This is a genomic window from Pseudoclavibacter sp. JAI123 (assembly GCF_013409665.1).
Lineage (GTDB): Bacteria > Actinomycetota > Actinomycetes > Actinomycetales > Microbacteriaceae > Pseudoclavibacter.
The window spans coordinates 2,241,662-2,258,174 of sequence record NZ_JACCCM010000001.1 but is presented as its reverse complement, the minus strand read 5'-3'; the positions used below and the strand labels follow the sequence as shown (position 1 = coordinate 2,258,174).

General features: G+C 67.1%; 15 protein-coding genes. 14 read left to right on the top strand and 1 reads right to left on the bottom strand.

Annotated features, from left to right (window positions below; all coding sequences use genetic code 11):
• The first annotated feature begins 36 nt into the window (after positions 1 to 36).
• The 13 genes from murC (at position 37) to HDC34_RS10530 (ending at position 14,272) form a co-directional block, all read left to right on the top strand.
• On the top strand, positions 37 to 1,446 hold the full coding sequence (gene murC / locus HDC34_RS10590) for a UDP-N-acetylmuramate--L-alanine ligase (protein ID WP_179556810.1): 1,410 nt from the start codon (positions 37 to 39) through the stop codon (positions 1,444 to 1,446).
• Complete coding sequence (locus HDC34_RS10585) at positions 1,443 to 2,165, top strand: FtsQ-type POTRA domain-containing protein (RefSeq protein ID WP_179556809.1); 723 nt, start codon at positions 1,443 to 1,445, stop codon at positions 2,163 to 2,165. Before murC ends, HDC34_RS10585 begins: the two co-directional genes overlap by 4 nt.
• A 263-nt stretch (positions 2,166 to 2,428) precedes the next feature.
• Positions 2,429 to 3,655: a cell division protein FtsZ gene (gene ftsZ / locus HDC34_RS10580; RefSeq protein ID WP_179556808.1), complete on the top strand. Its 1,227-nt coding sequence runs from the start codon at positions 2,429 to 2,431 to the stop codon at positions 3,653 to 3,655.
• A 7-nt stretch (positions 3,656 to 3,662) separates the two neighbouring features.
• The gene (locus HDC34_RS10575; RefSeq protein WP_179556807.1) at positions 3,663 to 4,379 is read left to right on the top strand and encodes a YggS family pyridoxal phosphate-dependent enzyme; all 717 of its coding nucleotides are present in this window, start codon (positions 3,663 to 3,665) and stop codon (positions 4,377 to 4,379) included.
• Positions 4,380 to 4,412: 33 nt separating this feature from the next.
• Entirely contained in the window at positions 4,413 to 4,919 is a 507-nt protein-coding gene (locus HDC34_RS10570) for a cell division protein SepF (protein ID WP_104311850.1), read from the top strand.
• A 120-nt stretch (positions 4,920 to 5,039) separates the two neighbouring features.
• On the top strand, positions 5,040 to 5,324 hold the full coding sequence (locus tag HDC34_RS10565; protein ID WP_104252837.1) for a YggT family protein: 285 nt from the start codon (positions 5,040 to 5,042) through the stop codon (positions 5,322 to 5,324).
• Positions 5,325 to 5,548: 224 nt separating this feature from the next.
• Complete coding sequence (locus HDC34_RS10560; RefSeq protein ID WP_104252838.1) at positions 5,549 to 6,295, top strand: DivIVA domain-containing protein; 747 nt, start codon at positions 5,549 to 5,551, stop codon at positions 6,293 to 6,295.
• Between the two features lie 10 nt (positions 6,296 to 6,305).
• Positions 6,306 to 6,857 (top strand): signal peptidase II, encoded by a 552-nt coding sequence (gene lspA / locus HDC34_RS10555; RefSeq protein ID WP_308807307.1) that lies wholly within the window; start codon positions 6,306 to 6,308, stop codon positions 6,855 to 6,857.
• On the top strand, positions 6,857 to 7,783 hold the full coding sequence (locus tag HDC34_RS10550; RefSeq protein WP_104311851.1) for an RluA family pseudouridine synthase: 927 nt from the start codon (positions 6,857 to 6,859) through the stop codon (positions 7,781 to 7,783). The genes lspA and HDC34_RS10550 overlap by 1 nt, the downstream gene beginning before the upstream one ends.
• Positions 7,784 to 7,859: 76 nt before the next feature.
• The gene (gene dnaE / locus HDC34_RS10545) at positions 7,860 to 11,369 is read left to right on the top strand and encodes a DNA polymerase III subunit alpha (protein ID WP_179556806.1); all 3,510 of its coding nucleotides are present in this window, start codon (positions 7,860 to 7,862) and stop codon (positions 11,367 to 11,369) included.
• Positions 11,370 to 11,430: 61 nt separating this feature from the next.
• Positions 11,431 to 12,735, top strand: coding sequence for a histidinol dehydrogenase (gene hisD, locus HDC34_RS10540; RefSeq protein WP_179556805.1), 1,305 nt, complete (start codon positions 11,431 to 11,433; stop codon positions 12,733 to 12,735).
• Positions 12,735 to 13,244 (top strand): transcriptional regulator NrdR, encoded by a 510-nt coding sequence (gene nrdR / locus HDC34_RS10535; RefSeq protein WP_179556804.1) that lies wholly within the window; start codon positions 12,735 to 12,737, stop codon positions 13,242 to 13,244. Before hisD ends, nrdR begins: the two co-directional genes overlap by 1 nt.
• Complete coding sequence (locus HDC34_RS10530; protein WP_179556803.1) at positions 13,241 to 14,272, top strand: quinone-dependent dihydroorotate dehydrogenase; 1,032 nt, start codon at positions 13,241 to 13,243, stop codon at positions 14,270 to 14,272. Before nrdR ends, HDC34_RS10530 begins: the two co-directional genes overlap by 4 nt.
• Positions 14,273 to 14,442: 170 nt before the next feature.
• Here the strand turns inward: HDC34_RS10530 and HDC34_RS10525 are convergent, their stop codons facing one another.
• Positions 14,443 to 15,027 (bottom strand): DUF3043 domain-containing protein, encoded by a 585-nt coding sequence (locus HDC34_RS10525; protein ID WP_104311856.1) that lies wholly within the window; start codon positions 15,025 to 15,027, stop codon positions 14,443 to 14,445.
• A gap of 41 nt (positions 15,028 to 15,068) precedes the next feature.
• Here HDC34_RS10525 and HDC34_RS10520 point away from each other — a divergent pair, with 41 nt between their 5' ends.
• On the top strand, positions 15,069 to 16,487 hold the full coding sequence (locus HDC34_RS10520) for a dipeptidase (RefSeq protein ID WP_179556802.1): 1,419 nt from the start codon (positions 15,069 to 15,071) through the stop codon (positions 16,485 to 16,487).
• The last annotated feature ends 26 nt before the right edge of the window (positions 16,488 to 16,513 follow it).

Sequence of the window (16,513 nt, the reverse complement as noted above, 5' to 3'; positions counted from 1 at the left end):
GCGCAGCTCGCAGATCGAGCGAACTCAGGAGCAGCAATGATCAATCCAGACGCCACCGCGCAGATTCCCGACGAGATCGGGAACGTGCACTTCATCGGCATCGGCGGCTCAGGCATGAGCGGCATCGCGCGCATGATGCTCGACCGCGGCCTCACGATCTCCGGAAGCGACCGGACAGAGAACTACGCGACACGAGAGCTGCGCGATCGCGGCGCCCGCGTCGAGATCGGCCACGCGGCAGAGCACCTCGGCGACGCGGACACCATCGTCGTCACCAGCGCGCTCTGGCCCGACAACCCCGAACTCGTCCTGGCGAAGGAGCGTGGGCTCAACATCCTGCACCGCTCGCAGGCGCTCGTCTGGCTCACGCGCGGGAGCCGCCTCGTCTCCGTCGCCGGAGCGCACGGCAAGACGACCTCGACCGGCATGGTCGTGACGGCCCTCGACGCCCTCGACGCGTCGCCGAGCTTCGTCAACGGCGGCATTATCTCGGCCCTGGGGACGAGCTCCGCCGTCGGAAGCGGCGAGGCCTTCGTCGTCGAGGCCGACGAGTCCGACGGGTCCTTCCTGTTCTACGACACGGCGATCGCCCTCATCACGAACGTCGACAACGACCACCTCGACCACTACGGCAGCGTCGAGGCCTTCGAAGCCGCGTTCGTCCAGTTCGCGGATGCGGCCAGCGAGGCCGTGGTCATCTCCAGCGACGACCCGCTTGCCGTCGAGCTGACCGGGAAGCTCACCCACAAGCGGGTGCTGACCTTCGGCCAGGCTCCGACGGCCGACGCGCGCGTCTCCGACATCGCGTCGGAGGGAGGGGAGACCCGCTTTACCGTCACCTGGCAGGGTGTCGACTACCCGGCGCTCCTGCACGTTCCCGGCGTCCACAACGCGCTCAACGCGACCGGCGCGTTCGTCGTCCTCGTCCAGCTCGGCTTCGAGCCCGCCGCCGTCCTTGACGCGCTCTCGACGTTCGGGGGCACGAAGCGACGCTTCGAGCTCCACGGCACGGTGAGCGGCGTCAGCGTCTACGACGACTACGCCCATCACCCTGCCGAGGTCGAAGCGGCGCTCACGGCTGCGCGCACCGTCGTCGGCTCCGGCCGCCTCATCGCCGTCCACCAGCCGCACCTCTACTCGCGGACGCGCGACATGAGCGACGTCTTCGCGGCGGTGTACGAGCGTCTCGCCGACGAGACCGTCGTGCTCGACGTGTGCGGCGCACGTGAGGACCCGATCCCCGGTGTCACGGGAGCGCTGGTCGAGGAGGCGTTCGCTGACCGCAGCAAGGTCGCCTACCGCCCCGACTGGCAGGATGCGGCCGACACGGTCGCCGAGATCTCACAGGACGGCGATTTCGTCATCACCTTCGGCTGCGGCGACGTCAACCTCATCGTGCCCCAGCTCCTCGAGGCGCTCGGCGCGAAGGAGCCAGGCAAGCCGTGAGCGTGCTCGGCGACGATGCGCGCCGATTCACCTGGCGCGCCAGACGACGCCGCCGCATCCTGATCGGGGTCGCGGCGGCGGTGGCCGCACTTGTCGCGTTCGTCGCGGTCGCCGTCTACAGTCCGATCATGTCCGTGCGTGAGATCGTCGTCGCCGGCACCCAGCGTGTCGATGCGACACAGGTCGACGAATCGCTCGCCGACCTGCACGGACAGCCGCTTGCGCTCGTCACGAACGACGACGTCGAGAGTCGACTCCAGTCCTACGTGATGGTGCAGAGCTACTCGATCCGCGTCGAGCCGCCGAGCCGTCTTGTCGTCACGATCGTCGAGCGGTCGCCGATCGGCGCGGTCGCGGTGCCATCCGGGTACGACGTCATGGATGCGGCCGGCGTGGTGCTCTGGACGCAGTCGGAGCCCGCAGGGGACATCCCGACTCTCGAACTGGGCGGCGAGGGGGTCGACTCCGAGGCGTTCGCCTCAGCGGCGGCCGTGTCGCTCGCCCTGCCGGTCGACTTCAGGGCTGGCGTCGCTGCAGTGACGGCCAAGAGCATCGACGATGTGCGTCTGACGATGCGCAGCGGTGCCGAGGTCGTATGGGGGAGCGCGGAGGAGTCCGACCGCAAGGCGGAGGTGCTCGCCGCGCTCGTCACGGCCACCGCCGACCAGTCCATCTCCAGCTACGACGTCTCGAGTCCCGAGACCCCCGTGACCCGCTGAGGAGTTCCTCGGCCGGCGGGTGCGGCAACCTTCAAGCTCCGGTTGAAGCAACTCGCCGACATTCGGCGCGCAAAACGCAACACACCTGCTGACTGCACGGATCGTGCGACGTTCGCGACCTAGCGTCGAAGCAAGCAACCAGGAAACAGCATATCTCTGAGCTTCAAGTAGAGGTTGAAGCTCGCAGACATTCGCCAGCGGCGACGTGTCGAGGTGTGCATCCGTTCTTCCACCACACCACACGCCAACGAGGGGCCGGACACGTGTCGAACACCAACAACTACCTCGCCGTCATCAAGGTCGTCGGCATCGGCGGCGGCGGCGTCAATGCAGTCAACCGAATGATCGAGCTCGGCCTCCGCGGTGTCGAGTTCATCGCGATCAACACCGACGCCCAGGCGCTGCTCATGAGCGACGCCGACGTCAAGCTCGACGTCGGACGCGAGCTGACGCGCGGTCTCGGTGCAGGCGCCGACCCCGAGGTCGGCCGCCGTGCAGCCGAGGACCACGCCGAGGAGATCGAGCAGGCGCTCGCCGGCGCCGACATGGTCTTCGTCACGGCTGGCGAGGGTGGCGGAACCGGTACAGGGGGTGCTCCCGTCGTCGCGCGCATCGCGAAGTCGATCGGTGCGCTCACCATCGGTGTCGTCACGAAGCCGTTCAGCTTCGAGGGCCGCCGCCGTATGCAGCAGGCCGAGCAGGGCGTGGCCACTCTGAAAGAAGAGGTCGACACCCTCATCGTCGTCCCGAACGACCGCCTCCTCGAGATCAGCGACCGCGGCATCTCGATGATCGAGGCGTTCTCGACGGCCGACCAGGTGCTGCTCGCCGGTGTGCAGGGCATCACCGACCTGATCACGACCCCGGGTCTCATCAACCTCGACTTCGCCGACGTGAAGTCGGTCATGCAGGGTGCTGGTTCCGCGCTCATGGGCATCGGCTCGTCCAGGGGCGCCGACAGGGCGATCAAGGCGGCGGAACTCGCCGTCGCGTCGCCGCTCCTCGAGGCGAGCATCGAGGGCGCCCACGGCGTCCTGCTCTCCATCCAGGGCGGATCGAACCTCGGCATCTTCGAGATCAACGACGCTGCGAAGCTCGTGCAGGAGGCCGTCCACCAGGAGGCCAACATCATCTTCGGCGCGGTCATCGACGACACCCTCGGCGACGAGGTGCGCGTCACGGTCATCGCAGCGGGCTTCGCCGGGGGAGAGCCCAAGACGCTGCAGGAGCAGCAGTCTGTGCCGGCACCCGCGGCCGCGCCTGTCCAGCAGGCGAACACCGGTGCCATCGGGCTCGGCGCAGCCGCAGCCGCAGTCGCCTCCGCACCCTCCGTGCCCGTGGAGCGCGAGCCCGTCCAGGCGCCAGCACCGGTCGCGCAGGCTCCGGCCTGGTCGACGGCCGAGGCGCCCACCATCGCACCTCGCCGCGAGCCGGAAGCCGCCTACGACGACGCCGAGGACATCCTCGACGTCCCGGACTTCCTCAAGTAGAGCGCGCATGCCAGAGCAAGCTGGAGAGGCGCTCGGCCAGGGTCATCAGACGCTGGCCGAGCGCCTCTCGGCGGTTCAGGCCGCCATCCACCAGAGCTGTGTCAGCGCGGGACGCGATCCCTCGGACGTCACTCTCATCCCCGTCACGAAGTTCCACGGCCCCGAGCTCGTCGCCGATCTGGTCGACCTCGGCGTTCGTCGCTTCGCCGAGAGCAGGCATCCGGAGGCCAGAGACAAGGCGGCGGCGTTCGCAGAGCGCGCCGACCTCGAATGGCACTTCGTCGGTCAGATCCAGACCAAGAAGGCGCGCCAGATCGCCCAGTACGTGGATGCCGTCCATTCGATCGACAGAGGAGGCCTCGTCGACGCGCTGTCGGGCGTCGAGCGGGCGCACCCGCTGCGGGCGTTCGTGCAGGTCAACATGACGCCGGACCCTGCCAGAGGCGGCGTTCAGCCGACGGAGCTCGAGGCGCTTGTCGAGCAGGTGCTGCGCACCGAATCCCTCGAACTCCAGGGCCTCATGTGCGTGGCGCCACTCGGGGGGGATCCGCGCGCGGCCTTCGCCGAACTCCAGGCCCTCGGGCAGCGCATCCAATCGCTGGCGCCTTCCGCGACCTCGCTGTCGATGGGCATGTCCAACGACTTCGCCGACGCCATCGAAAACGGTGCGACACACCTCAGAATCGGCGCGGCAATCACGGGAAAGCGACCCGACCGGACGTAGCGTGGGTGCACGCCGAACACACGGAGGAGCACAATGGCCAACCCGCTGCGCAATGCCATGGTCTACCTGGGCCTTGCTGACGAAGACGAGCAGAATCTGCACGACGAGACGCCACAGGCGCAGCAGCAGCAGAGGCAGTCGCCAGCCGCGGCACCTTCGCCGCAGCTCTCTCCGGTGGTCACCGAGCGCCCGAAGCCGGCACCCGTGACCCCGATCACCAAAGCACCCAAGCACACTTCGACCCCGGCGATGGCGGAAATGAACGAGATCCTCACGGTCCACCCGAAGGCCTACAACAAAGACGCGCAGGTCATCGCCGAGAACTTCCGCGATGGCGTCCCCGTCATCATGAACCTCTCCGAGATGGACGAAGCCGAGGCGCGTCGCCTCATCGACTTCGCGAGCGGGCTCTCCCAGGGCCTCTATGGCAAGATCGAGCGCGTGACGAGCCGGGTGTTCCTGCTCTCGCCTCAGCACATCGCCGTCCACGGCGAGTCGAGCAAGCTTGAGGCGGAGAAGGAAGCCTCGTTCTTCCAGTAGACCCCCAACCAGCCTGACTCTGCTGAGCAGCAGAGCGGCCCGCTTTCGCGCGAACGGTGAGACGGTGCATCCTGAGGGTGCACCGTCGCCGTGTCTGCGCGACAACATCTCAGGAAACGAATGAATATCCTCGGCGCGATCCTCGGCTTCGTCATCGGCCTCTACATCATGGTGATGTGGGGTCGGCTGATCCTCGATTACGCTCGCATGTTCGCGCCTCGGTGGAAGCCGAAGGGGTTCGTGCTCGTCCTCTGCGAGGGCGTCTACTCGCTGACCGACCCGCCCCTTCGTGCGGTCCGGAAAGTCGTGCCCCCGCTCCGCATCGGCAACATCGCCCTCGATCTCGCGTGGATCATCGTCATGTTCGCGCTGGTGATCACATCGAATCTCGTGCGCCTGCTCTAAGCGCCGAGCGTTCTCCATTAGGTGAATGGCGACTTTCCCGACAGAATGTGACGCGCGGGACCCAAGTGCCGTAATGTGACTTATGTGCTGCGCAGCACAGCAACGTTCTGCGTGCACATCTGGGCAACGCTAGTGTTGTCACGCCGGACCCGGAGTCTGCTCGTCAGACCCAGAGTCTTTTCCAGATACAGACCAATCGCAGAGAGAGTCGAAAGGTGGCCGACATGGCACTCACTCCTGAGGACGTCATCAACAAACGCTTCCAGCAGACCAAGTTCCGCGAGGGGTACGACCAGGACGAGGTCGACGACTTCCTCGACGAGGTCGTTGCAGAGATGCGCCGCCTCGTGGGGGAGAACGAGCAGCTTCGTCAGCAGCTCGAAGAGGCAGAGGCACGCGCCAGCAGCGCGCCTGCGGCCGCAGCTCCCGCCCCGGTCGAAGAGCCCAGCGTCGAGGTTGAGGCAGCTCCTGAGCCCGAGCCTGAGCCCATCGCGCCGCTCGCGCAGCCTGCAGCTCCCGCTCCGGTCGCCGTAGAGGGTGCAGACGAGGCCGAGACGAGCAGCTCGCTCATCGCCCTCGCCCGCCGCCTCCACGACGAGCACGTCGAAGAGGGAACGCGCAAGCGCGACGAGATCATCGCCACGGGTGAGACCCGTGCTCGCGAGATCATCGCCGAGTCCGAGACCCGCGCCCGCCAGATCGAAGGCGACAGCGAGAAGCGTGCCCGCGAGATCACGGTCGAGTCCGAGGGTCGTGCCCGCACGATCGTCACCGAGGCCGAGGCCAAGGAACGCGAGACCATCGGTCGACTCGAGGAGGCCAAGACCAAGCTCGAGGCCCGTATCGAGGAGCTCCGCATCTTCGAGCGCGAGTACCGCAACAACCTCCGCTCCTACATCGAAGGCCAGCTCAACGACCTGAACCGTCAGGCCAGCGACGTCCTCGAAGGCTCCGCACCAGCGGGCCAGTAGCACTCGGAACGTGGAGGACACACCTCTGCAGACCACCGAACGGCGATCGCGTCCGAGCATCCGCATTCTTGCGATGCTCGCCGCGGTCGCCGTCGGCGCGTTTGCGCTCGACCAGATATCCAAGGCGTTCGTCGTCTCCTCGATGACCGAGGGCCAGACCGTCGAGGCGCTCGGCGGCTTCCTGCAGTGGCACTTCGTGAGGAACCCGGGCGCCGCATTCTCGTTCGCCGCAGGCTCCACGTGGATCTTCACGGGCGTGTCGACGATCATGGTCATCGTCATCCTGGTCATCGCTCGCAGGCTCGCGTCGAAGCGCTGGGCCGCAGTGTTCGGGCTCGTGCTCGGAGGCGCTCTCGGGAACCTCTTTGACCGGCTCTTCCGCGAGCCCGGTTTCGGCGTCGGCCACGTCATCGACTTCATCTACACGCCGTGGATGCTCCCGGCGATCTACAACGTCGCCGACATGTGCATCGTCGTTGGGATGTCGGCGTTCGTGCTGCTCACCCTGTTCGACATCGGTTTCGACGGCAAGCGCCGACCCAAGGCGAAGAAGGACGCGTAATGCAATCCAGGACGATCCCGATCCCTGACGGCCTCGAGGGCACCCGTGTCGACGCAGGCGTCTCGAAGCTGCTCGGTCTGAGCAGGACACAGGTCGCCGATATCGCGGCGGCGGGCGGGATCACGATCGACGGAAAGCTCGTCGGCAAATCCGACCGGATGACAGCCGGCGCCGTCATCTCCGTCGAGTGGGAGCAGGCCGGACCGGTCGAGGTCGTCCCGATCGCCGTGCCCGACCTCAAGATCGTGCACGACGAGGACGACTTCGTTGTCATCGACAAGCCAGTCGGCGTTGCCGCCCATCCTTCGATCGGCTGGGACGGCCCCACGGTGCTCGGCGCGCTCGCCGCCGCGGGGTTCACCATCTCGACCTCCGGGCAGTCGGAGCGCCAGGGAATCGTGCACCGTCTGGATGCGGGCACGAGTGGCCTGATGGTCGTGGCGAAGAGCGAGCTCGCGTACGCGCAGCTCAAGAAGGCGTTCCACGATCGTCAGGTCGAGAAGGTCTACCACGCGGTCGTGCAGGGACACCCGGACCCGCTCTCGGGAACGATCGACGCGCCGATCGGTCGCCACCCAGGCTCCTCCTGGAAGTTCGCCGTCACCAGCGAGGGGAAGCCCTCCGTCACGCACTACGAGACCCTCGAGGCCTTCCGGCGCGGGGCGCTGCTCGAGGTTCACCTGGAGACCGGACGCACGCACCAGATCCGCGTGCACATGGCCGCCCAGCGGCACCCGTGTGTCGGCGACCCCCTCTACGGCTCCGACCCGACCCTGGCCGGCAAGCTCGGGCTGAGACGCCAGTGGCTGCACGCCAAGGAGCTGGGGTTCGCCCACCCGCGGACCGGCGAGCCCGTGCGCTTCACGACCGAGTACCCAGACGACCTGGCGCACTCGCTCGAGCTGCTCCGCGAAGGCGAGCTGTAGTCCACAGGCTCGTCCGCAGAGGCGCTCCGGCGACCTAAGATGGGTGCGCCGATCCACCCATCTTCTCGGAGAGACATTGCCTTCAGCAGACTCGTTCGCCCACCTCCACGTCCACAGCGAGTACTCGATGCTCGATGGGGCGGCCCGGATCGGCGAACTCATGAAGGCCGCCGTCGAGCAGGGCATGCCGGCGGTCGCGATGACCGACCACGGCAACGTCTTCGGTGCCTACGAGTTCGCCAAGGCCGCCAAGGAGCACGGCATCAAGCCGATCATCGGCACAGAGGCCTACCTCACGCCGGGAACGCACCGCGGTGACCGCACGCGCGTGAAGTGGGGCAACGGCGGGGGCGATGATGTCTCCGGCTCCGGTGCGTACACGCACATCACCATGCTCAGCGAGACCACGCAGGGCATGCACAACCTCTTCCGGCTCTCCAGTCGGGCCTCCATGGAGGGGTACTACTTCAAGCCGCGTATGGACCGCGAGCTGCTGAACACGTATTCCAAGGGGCTCATCGCGACGACCGGATGCCCCTCGGGCGAGGTGCAGACGCGGCTTCGGCTCGGGCAGTACAACGAGGCCAGAGCAGCGGCAGCTGAGTTCCGCGACATCTTCGGCGCAGAGAACTACTTCTGCGAGATCATGGACCACGGCATCGACATCGAGCGGCGCGTCATGCCCGACCTGCTCAAGCTCGCCAAAGACCTCGGCCTTCCCCTCGTCGCGACGAACGACCTCCACTACACGCACTCGCACGACGCCGACAGCCACTCGGCGCTGCTGTGCGTGCAGTCCGGTTCGACGATGGACGACCCGAACCGCTTCCAGTTCTCCGGCACGGGGTACTACCTGAAGTCCGCCGCCGAGATGCGCGGGATCTTCCGCGACCACCCGGAAGCGTGCGACAACACGCTGCTCATCGCCGAGCGGTGCTCTGCCGAGTTCGACGAGAGCGCGAACTACATGCCTCGCTTCCCCGTGCCGGAGGGCGAGACGGAGAGCACCTGGTTCATCAAGGAGATCGACGCGGGTCTCGACAAGCGGTATCCGGCCGGGGTCCCGAGCGACGTCCGCAAGCAGGCGGACTACGAGATCGGCGTCATCAACCAGATGGGCTTCCCGGGGTACTTCCTGGTCGTCGCCGACTTCATCAACTGGGCGAAGGACAACGGCATCCGCGTCGGGCCAGGTCGCGGTTCCGGTGCAGGGTCCATGGTGGCCTACGCCATGGGCATCACCGACCTCGACCCGCTGCGGCACGGCCTCATCTTCGAGCGCTTCCTCAACCCGGACCGAGTCTCGATGCCCGACTTCGACGTCGACTTCGACGATCGCCGCAGGTCGGAGGTCATCCGGTACGTCACCGAGAAGTACGGCTCGGAGCGCGTCGCCCAGATCGTCACCTACGGCACGATCAAGGCCAAGCAGGCGCTCAAGGATGCCTCGCGCGTGCTCGGCTACCCGTTCTCGATGGGCGACCAGCTCACGAAGGCCATGCCTCCCGCCGTCATGGGCAAGGACATCCCGCTCAGCGGGATCTTCGACAAGGAGCACAAGCGCTACTCGGAGGCCGCCGAGATGCGCGCCTTCATCGAGAGCAACCCGGACGCGAAGAAGGTGTTCGACACCGCGAGCGGGCTCGAGAACCTGAAGCGCCAGTGGGGCGTGCACGCGGCCGGCGTCATCATGTCGAGCGACCCGCTCATCGACATCATCCCGATCATGAAGCGGGAGCAGGACGGCCAGATCGTCACCCAGTTCGACTATCCGGCGAGCGAGTCCCTCGGGCTCATCAAGATGGACTTCCTCGGACTGCGCAACCTCACCATCGTGAGTGACGCGGTGGTCAACATCAAGGCGAACCGCGGCATCGATCTCGTCCTCGAGGACCTCGAACTGGACGACGTCGGCGCCTACGAGCTGCTGACGCGGGGTGACACGCTCGGGGTCTTCCAGCTCGACGGTGGACCTATGCGCTCCCTGCTGCGCCTCCTCAAGCCCGACAACTTCGAGGACATCTCCGCGGTCATCGCGCTGTACCGTCCCGGGCCGATGGGTGCCAACTCCCACATCAACTACGCGCTGCGCAAGAACGGCGAGCAGGAGATCACCCCGATTCACCCGCAACTCGAGGAGCCGCTCCAGGAGATCCTCTCGACCAGCTACGGCCTGATCATCTATCAGGAGCAGGTCATGGCCATCGCGCAGAAGGTCGCCGGATTCTCGCTCGGCCAGGCCGACATCCTCCGCCGCGCCATGGGCAAGAAGAAGAAGTCGGAGCTGGACAAGCAGTTCGCCGGCTTCCAGGGCGGAATGCACGCCAACGGCTACTCCGATGAAGCCGTGAAGATGCTCTGGGACATCCTGCTGCCGTTCTCCGACTACGCCTTCAACAAGGCACACTCCGCCGCCTACGGCGTCGTCTCCTACTGGACCGCGTATCTGAAGGCCCATTTCCCCGCTGAGTACATGGCCGCTCTGCTCACGAGCGTCGGCGACTCGCGCGACAAGCTGGCGATGTACCTCAACGAGTGCCGCCGCATGGGCATCACGGTGCTCGCCCCCGACGTCAACGAGTCGTTCGTCAACTTCACCGCGGTGGGGGAGGACATCCGCTTCGGTCTCGGCGCGGTGAGGAACGTGGGAGCGAACGTCGTCGAGGAGATCCAGAAAGCGCGCGAGTCGAAGACCGCGTTCGTCTCGTTCCATGACTTCCTGAAGAAGGTGCCGACGACGGTCGCCAACAAGCGCACCGTGGAGTCGCTCATCAAGGCCGGCGCCTTCGATTCGCTTGGCAACACTCGCCGCGCCCTCGTCGAGGTGCACGAGAACGCCATCGACGTCGCGGTGTCGCGCAAGCGGAACGAGGCGCACGGGCAGGTCGACCTCTTCGCGGGTCTCGACGAGTTCGAAGCCGAGGAGGACGACGTTCCCGTCCGACCCGAGTTCAATCGCCGCGACAAGCTCGCCTTCGAACGGGACATGCTCGGGCTCTACGTCTCCGACCACCCGCTTGCGGGGCTCGAGCGAGATCTCGCCAAGCTGGCGACGACCAGCATCCTCGACCTGACGCAGGCCGAGCACCTGGAGGACGGGCAGCAGGTCACGATCGCCGGCCTCATCACGAGCGTGCAGCATCGGGTGGCCCGGAACTCGGGCAATCCCTACGGGATGATCGAGGTCGAGGACTTCGGCGGCACCATGACCGTCATGTTCATGGGCAAGACGTACCAGGAGTTCCAGACACAGCTCCAAGGCGATGTCATCGTGGCCGTCAAGGGTCGCGTGTCGAAGCGAGACGACGGTATGAACCTGCACGCGCAGGGCCTCACGCTGCCGAAGATCGCAGCGGCCGAGGACGCGGGCACGCTCACGCTCACCATCCCGGATACTCGGGCAACGGAGCCGGTCGTGGATGCGCTCGGCAAGGTTCTGCGCCGCCACTCGGGGGAGAGCGAGGTGCGGCTCCGACTTCGCACGCCGGGTGTCATCCGCCGCTTCGAGCTGCCGCACCGTGTGCGGATCACCCAGGACCTCTACGGGGAGCTGAAGGCTCTGCTCGGGCCCAGTTGCCTCGAGTAGTCCCGGTCGCGTGTCGCGGACGAGACGGCCCCTACTCCCGCCTGACTACGATGGAGACACCATGATGCAACTCATCGATCTGCGTGGTTCTGCGCTCAGCGCCTCCGAGCTTCGGAACATCCTCCCTCGTGCCGAGCTCGACGTCGGGCGTGCGCTCGGCACGGCCGCCGAGCTCATCTCGTCGGTCCGCGAGCAGGGAGCTTTCGCGCTCCGTGAGCAGGCGGTGCGCCTCGACGGTGTCGAGCCACCGCACCTGCGGGTCCCGCAGGAGGCGATCGACGAAGCCACGGCGAGTCTCGACCCCCAGGTCCGGGCTGGCCTGGAGGCCATGATCGAGCGTGTCCGCGCTGGCTCGGCTGCCCAGGTTCCCGACCCCAGGGTCACGACTCTCGGCGACGGTGCCGTCGTCGAGCTCCGCTGGCACCCGGTGAAGCGCGTCGGGCTCTACGTCCCTGGCGGGAAGGCCGTCTATCCGTCGAGCGTCGTCATGAACGTCTGCGCCGCGATGGCGGCGGGCGTCTCCTCGATCGCGATCGCGTCGCCGCCGCAGCGGGAGTTCGGTGGGGGTGTCCACCCCACGATCCTCGGCGCAGCTGGCCTCCTCGGGGTCACCGAGGTCTACGCCATGGGCGGGGCAGGCGCCATCGGCGCGTTGGCGCACGGGGTCCCTGACATCGGCCTCGAACCGGTCGAGGTCATCACGGGCCCGGGCAATGTGTACGTCGCTGCAGCGAAGCGCATCGTGCAGTCGTTCGTCGGCATCGACTCCGAGGCGGGCCCGACGGAGATCCTCGTGATCGCCGACGACTCCGCAGATGCGGACCACGTCGCCGCGGACCTGGTGAGCCAGGCCGAGCACGACGAGCTCGCGTCGGCGCTTCTCGTCACCCCCGACGCGGACTGGGCGAAGCGTGTGCTCGAGCGCGTCGAGGCCCGAGCAGCGGCGACCAAGCACGCCGAGCGCGTGCGCGTCTCGCTCGGCGGCCGCCAGTCCGCCGTCATCCTCGTCGACGACCTCACCGCAGCAGCCAGGGTGTCGAATGCCTACGCGCCCGAGCACCTCGAGGTGCAGACTCGCGAGCCGGAGGCGGTACTCGCGATGCTCCACAACGCTGGAGCCATCTTCATGGGCGCCAACTCGCCAGTGAGCCTCGGGGACTACCTCGCTGGCTCCAACCACGTGCTGCCGACGGGCGGCCAGGCCGCGCACACGCCCGGTCTCGGGGCGCACACGTTCCTCCGCCCGCAACAGATCATCCGCTACGACAGGGAGGCCCTGCGCGCCGTGAGCGAGCATGTCGTGGCGCTCGCAGACGCCGAGGACCTTCCGGCGCACGGTGAGGCAGTGACGGCGAGGTTCAGCTGATGCACTGCCCGTTCTGTCGTCACCCTGATTCACGGGTCATCGACTCGCGCACGAGCGACGACGGTTTCGCGATCCGTCGAAGGAGGCAGTGCCCGGAATGCGGGCGCCGATTCTCCACGACCGAGACGGCGAGCCTCACGGTCATCAAGCGCAACGGCGTCGTCGAGTCGTTCTCACGCGACAAGGTCGTGGCGGGTGTCCGCAAGGCCTGCCAGGGACGGCCCGTGACCGATACCGACCTGGCGCTCCTCGCGCAGCGCGTGGAAGAGAGCATCCGCGCGACCGGGGCCTCGCAGATCGAAGCCAACGACATCGGCCTGGCCATCCTGCCGCCGCTGCGTGAGCTGGATGACGTCGCCTACCTCCGCTTTGCGAGCGTCTACCAAGGCTTCGCCGGCCTTGACGACTTCCGTGCCGCCATCGATCGAATGCACGAGGACGGCATCAGGGCCCAGTACGCCACCGAGTCAGCCGACGGCGAGTCGACAGTCAAGGGAGAGACCCGATGAACGCCGCCTATCGTCTGCTGTTCAGGCACGTCCTGTCCAAGATGGACCCGGAACGCGCGCACGCGCTCGCCTCCGGGGTCATCCGGGCGCTCGGTCGTCGCGGCCCAGCTGCGCTGCTCTCGCCGCTCGCCGCGCCTGCCGAATCGCTCAGGGTCGAGACGATGGGCCTCAGCTTCGCGTCGCCGTTCGGTCTCGCGGCCGGTTTCGACAAGGACGCCGAGGACATCGACGGCCTCGCCTCGCTCGGCTTCGGCCACGTCGAGGTCGGCACCGTGACGCCCCGCCCGCAGCCGGGCAACCCCGGCCCGCGGCTCTTCCGGCTCGTGGCCGACGGCGCGCTCATCAACCGCATGGGCTTCAACAATCGCGGAGCGGAACTCGCAGCCGCCAACATCGCGGCTCGTCGCAACCGCTCCGTCATCGTCGGCGTCAACATCGGCAAGAACAAGACGACCGAGGCTGACGACGCTCATCTCGACTACGCGGCCGCCGCGGCCACGGTCAAGGATGTCGCGGACTATCTGGTCGTGAACGTCTCCTCGCCGAACACGCCCGGCCTGCGCAGCCTGCAGTCCCTTGGATCGCTGACGCCCATCCTTCGAGCGGCACGGGATGCGGCACCCGGTGTCCCCTTGCTGGTCAAGATCGCTCCAGACCTGGACGACGAGGAGATCAGGGAGGTCACTCAGCTGGCCATAGACGAGGGTCTGGCCGGAATCATCGCGGCCAACACGACGATCTCGCGCTCGGGGTTGCGCACGTCGGCACGCATCGTGGAGGCGTTCGGCGCTGGAGGCCTGTCCGGTCGTCCGCTGACCGAGCGCTCACTCGAGGTCCTGCGCATCGTCAAGGAGGCGTCCGGGGACCGGCTGTGCATCATCTCCGTCGGAGGGGTCGCGGACGCGGCCGAGGTTCGCCGACGCCTCGATGCGGGCGCAACCCTCGTCCAGGGCTACACCGAGTTCCTCTACGCGGGTCCCATGTGGGCTGCCAGCATCAATCGCGGACTCGCACGCCTCGCACGCTGACCAACGCTTCCGCGCGAAGGTCTCAGTTTGGGCACCATGTCGGATTCCCAGCCGCCTGACACCTTCGGGCCCCCCTGCGGGTCTACATTGTGAAACAGCGAAGGCCCGAGCGGAATACCGTTCGGGCCTTCGAGTTTTTCTGCGGGCAGCCGGTCGCGCCCCTGACGCGACTACTTGCCGGTGAACTCGATCTTCGCGCCGCGCTTGACCTGCGACTTGGGCATGCGCATGACTCGCAGCTGCAGGCAGCGGGCGATCGTGCCGATCATGATGCCCTTCTCGACCTTGTCCTTGCCGACGACCGCGGCGATGCGGCGCTTGATCATGTTGGCGACCATGACGGCCTCGAGGATGCACACGGCGAGGAACGCCCAGATGAAGCTCATCGCCCAGATGCCGATCGACTGGCTCGGGATGAACGTCGCGAAGATCACGAGGAACATCATCGGCAGCAGCAGCTCGCCAATCGAGTACCTCGCGTCGATGTAGTTGCGCATGAAGCGCTTCTGCGGACCACGCTCGGTCGGACGGAGGTAGCGGTCGTCGCCCTTGGCGAGCCCCTCACGTGCCTTCGCCTGCTCGATACGGACCTTCGCCTGCATCTCGCGCTTGGCCTGCTTGCGGTCCTCTGGGACGAGGGGACGCAGGTTCTGCGCTTCGCGCTCGCGCCTCGTGGGGGTCGGCTGCTGCTTCTTCGCCGGAGACTTCGCGGGAAGCGATGCTGTCTCGGCGCTCTTGGACTCGTGCTTCGACATGATGCCTCTCAAGAACTCTGGTGTGATTTAGCCTAACCGCTATGACTCTCCCCGAAGCCCCACTCGATGCACACGATCAGGAACAGCGACTCCTCGAAGCGGTCGAGGACCGTTTTCCCAGCACGATCGCCCGACTTTCCGGCCTCGTCCGCATCCCGTCCGTCTCCTGGGACGCCTTCGACCGAGCGCACGTGCAGCGCAGCGCCGAACGCACAGCGGAGCTCTTGCGTGAGCTCGAGCTGTTCGACTCCGTCGAGATCGACGGCGTCGAGACGTCCGAGGGCTACGCGGGCCAGCCTGCCGTGATCGCGACGCGACAGGCCGAACCGGGTCAGCCCACCGTCCTGCTCTACGCGCACCACGATGTGCAGCCGCAGGGGAGTGCCGACGACTGGCGAACCCCGCCGTTCGAGCCGACGCTGCGCGAGGGGCGGCTCTACGGGCGCGGCGCGAGTGACGACAAGGCGGGAGTCATGACGCATATCGCGGCTCTCGAGGCGCTCAGCACGGCCACGTCAGGGAGACCCAGAATCGGCATCTCCGTGTTCATCGAAGGCGAGGAGGAGAACGGCTCGCGCAGCTTCTCGGACTTCCTCGCCAAGCATCGGGCAACTCTCGGGGCTGACGCGATCATCGTGGCCGACAGCGACAACCCCTCCACGACCACTCCTGGTCTGACCGTCTCCCTGCGCGGCAACGTGACGATGAAGGTCACCGTTCGAACGCTCGGTCATGCCTCTCACTCAGGGATGCTCGGGGGTGCCGTGCCGGACGCGATGCTCGCGACTGTGCGCCTGCTCGACACGCTCTGGGATGCGGATGGCGCGGTCGCCGTCGCTGGTCTCGGCACGCGCAGCGCGGGACCAGCAGGCGGGGATGAGGCGGACGTCCGGCGCGACGCAGAGCTCCTCGAGGGGGTCTCGACGATCGGGCGGGGGAGCATGCACGATCGGCTCTGGAACCAGCCCGCGATCACCATCACCGGCATCGATGCGCCGAGCGTCGCTGAAGCGTCCAACACGCTCCTTCCTGTCGTGTCGGTCCGCCTCTCGGCCCGCATCGCCCCAGGTGACGACGCAGCGGAGGCCTACGCTGCCATCGAGCGTCACCTCACCGAGCGCGCCCCATTCGGAGCGCACATCGAGATCACCCAGCCGGACGTCGGGCAGCCGTTCCTCGTCGATACCGCGGGACCCGCGGTCGGCCTCATGAAGTCCGCGATGCGCGACGGGTGGGGCGCGGAGCCTGCCGAGACGGGCATCGGCGGGTCGATCCCATTCATCGCCGCCCTCGCAGAGGTGTACCCCGACGCCGAGATCCTCGTGACCGGAGTGGAGGACCCGGCCACGATGGCGCACAGCCCCAACGAGTCGCAGGACCTCGGCGTGATGCGTCGCGCGATCTCGGCCGAAGGCCTCTTCCTCCTCCGCTTCGCGCGGCCGGATGCCGACATCAGCTGATGCGATTCCGGCTGAGGAGGAATACC

Excerpts from the sequence above, each read along its gene's own strand:
- nrdR (WP_179556804.1), top strand. The coding sequence starts at position 12,735 with ATGCACTGCCCGTTCTGTCGTCACCCTGATTCACGGGTCATCGACTCG.
- murC (WP_179556810.1), top strand. The coding sequence starts at position 37 with ATGATCAATCCAGACGCCACCGCGCAGATTCCCGACGAGATCGGGAAC.
- HDC34_RS10565 (WP_104252837.1), top strand. The coding sequence starts at position 5,040 with ATGAATATCCTCGGCGCGATCCTCGGCTTCGTCATCGGCCTCTACATC.
- hisD (WP_179556805.1), top strand. The coding sequence starts at position 11,431 with ATGATGCAACTCATCGATCTGCGTGGTTCTGCGCTCAGCGCCTCCGAG.
- HDC34_RS10560 (WP_104252838.1), top strand. The coding sequence starts at position 5,549 with ATGGCACTCACTCCTGAGGACGTCATCAACAAACGCTTCCAGCAGACC.
- HDC34_RS10570 (WP_104311850.1), top strand. The coding sequence starts at position 4,413 with ATGGCCAACCCGCTGCGCAATGCCATGGTCTACCTGGGCCTTGCTGAC.
- HDC34_RS10530 (WP_179556803.1), top strand. The coding sequence starts at position 13,241 with ATGAACGCCGCCTATCGTCTGCTGTTCAGGCACGTCCTGTCCAAGATG.
- HDC34_RS10550 (WP_104311851.1), top strand. The coding sequence starts at position 6,857 with ATGCAATCCAGGACGATCCCGATCCCTGACGGCCTCGAGGGCACCCGT.
- HDC34_RS10575 (WP_179556807.1), top strand. The coding sequence starts at position 3,663 with ATGCCAGAGCAAGCTGGAGAGGCGCTCGGCCAGGGTCATCAGACGCTG.
- HDC34_RS10525 (WP_104311856.1), bottom strand. The coding sequence starts at position 15,027 with ATGTCGAAGCACGAGTCCAAGAGCGCCGAGACAGCATCGCTTCCCGCG.
- HDC34_RS10520 (WP_179556802.1), top strand. The coding sequence starts at position 15,069 with ATGACTCTCCCCGAAGCCCCACTCGATGCACACGATCAGGAACAGCGA.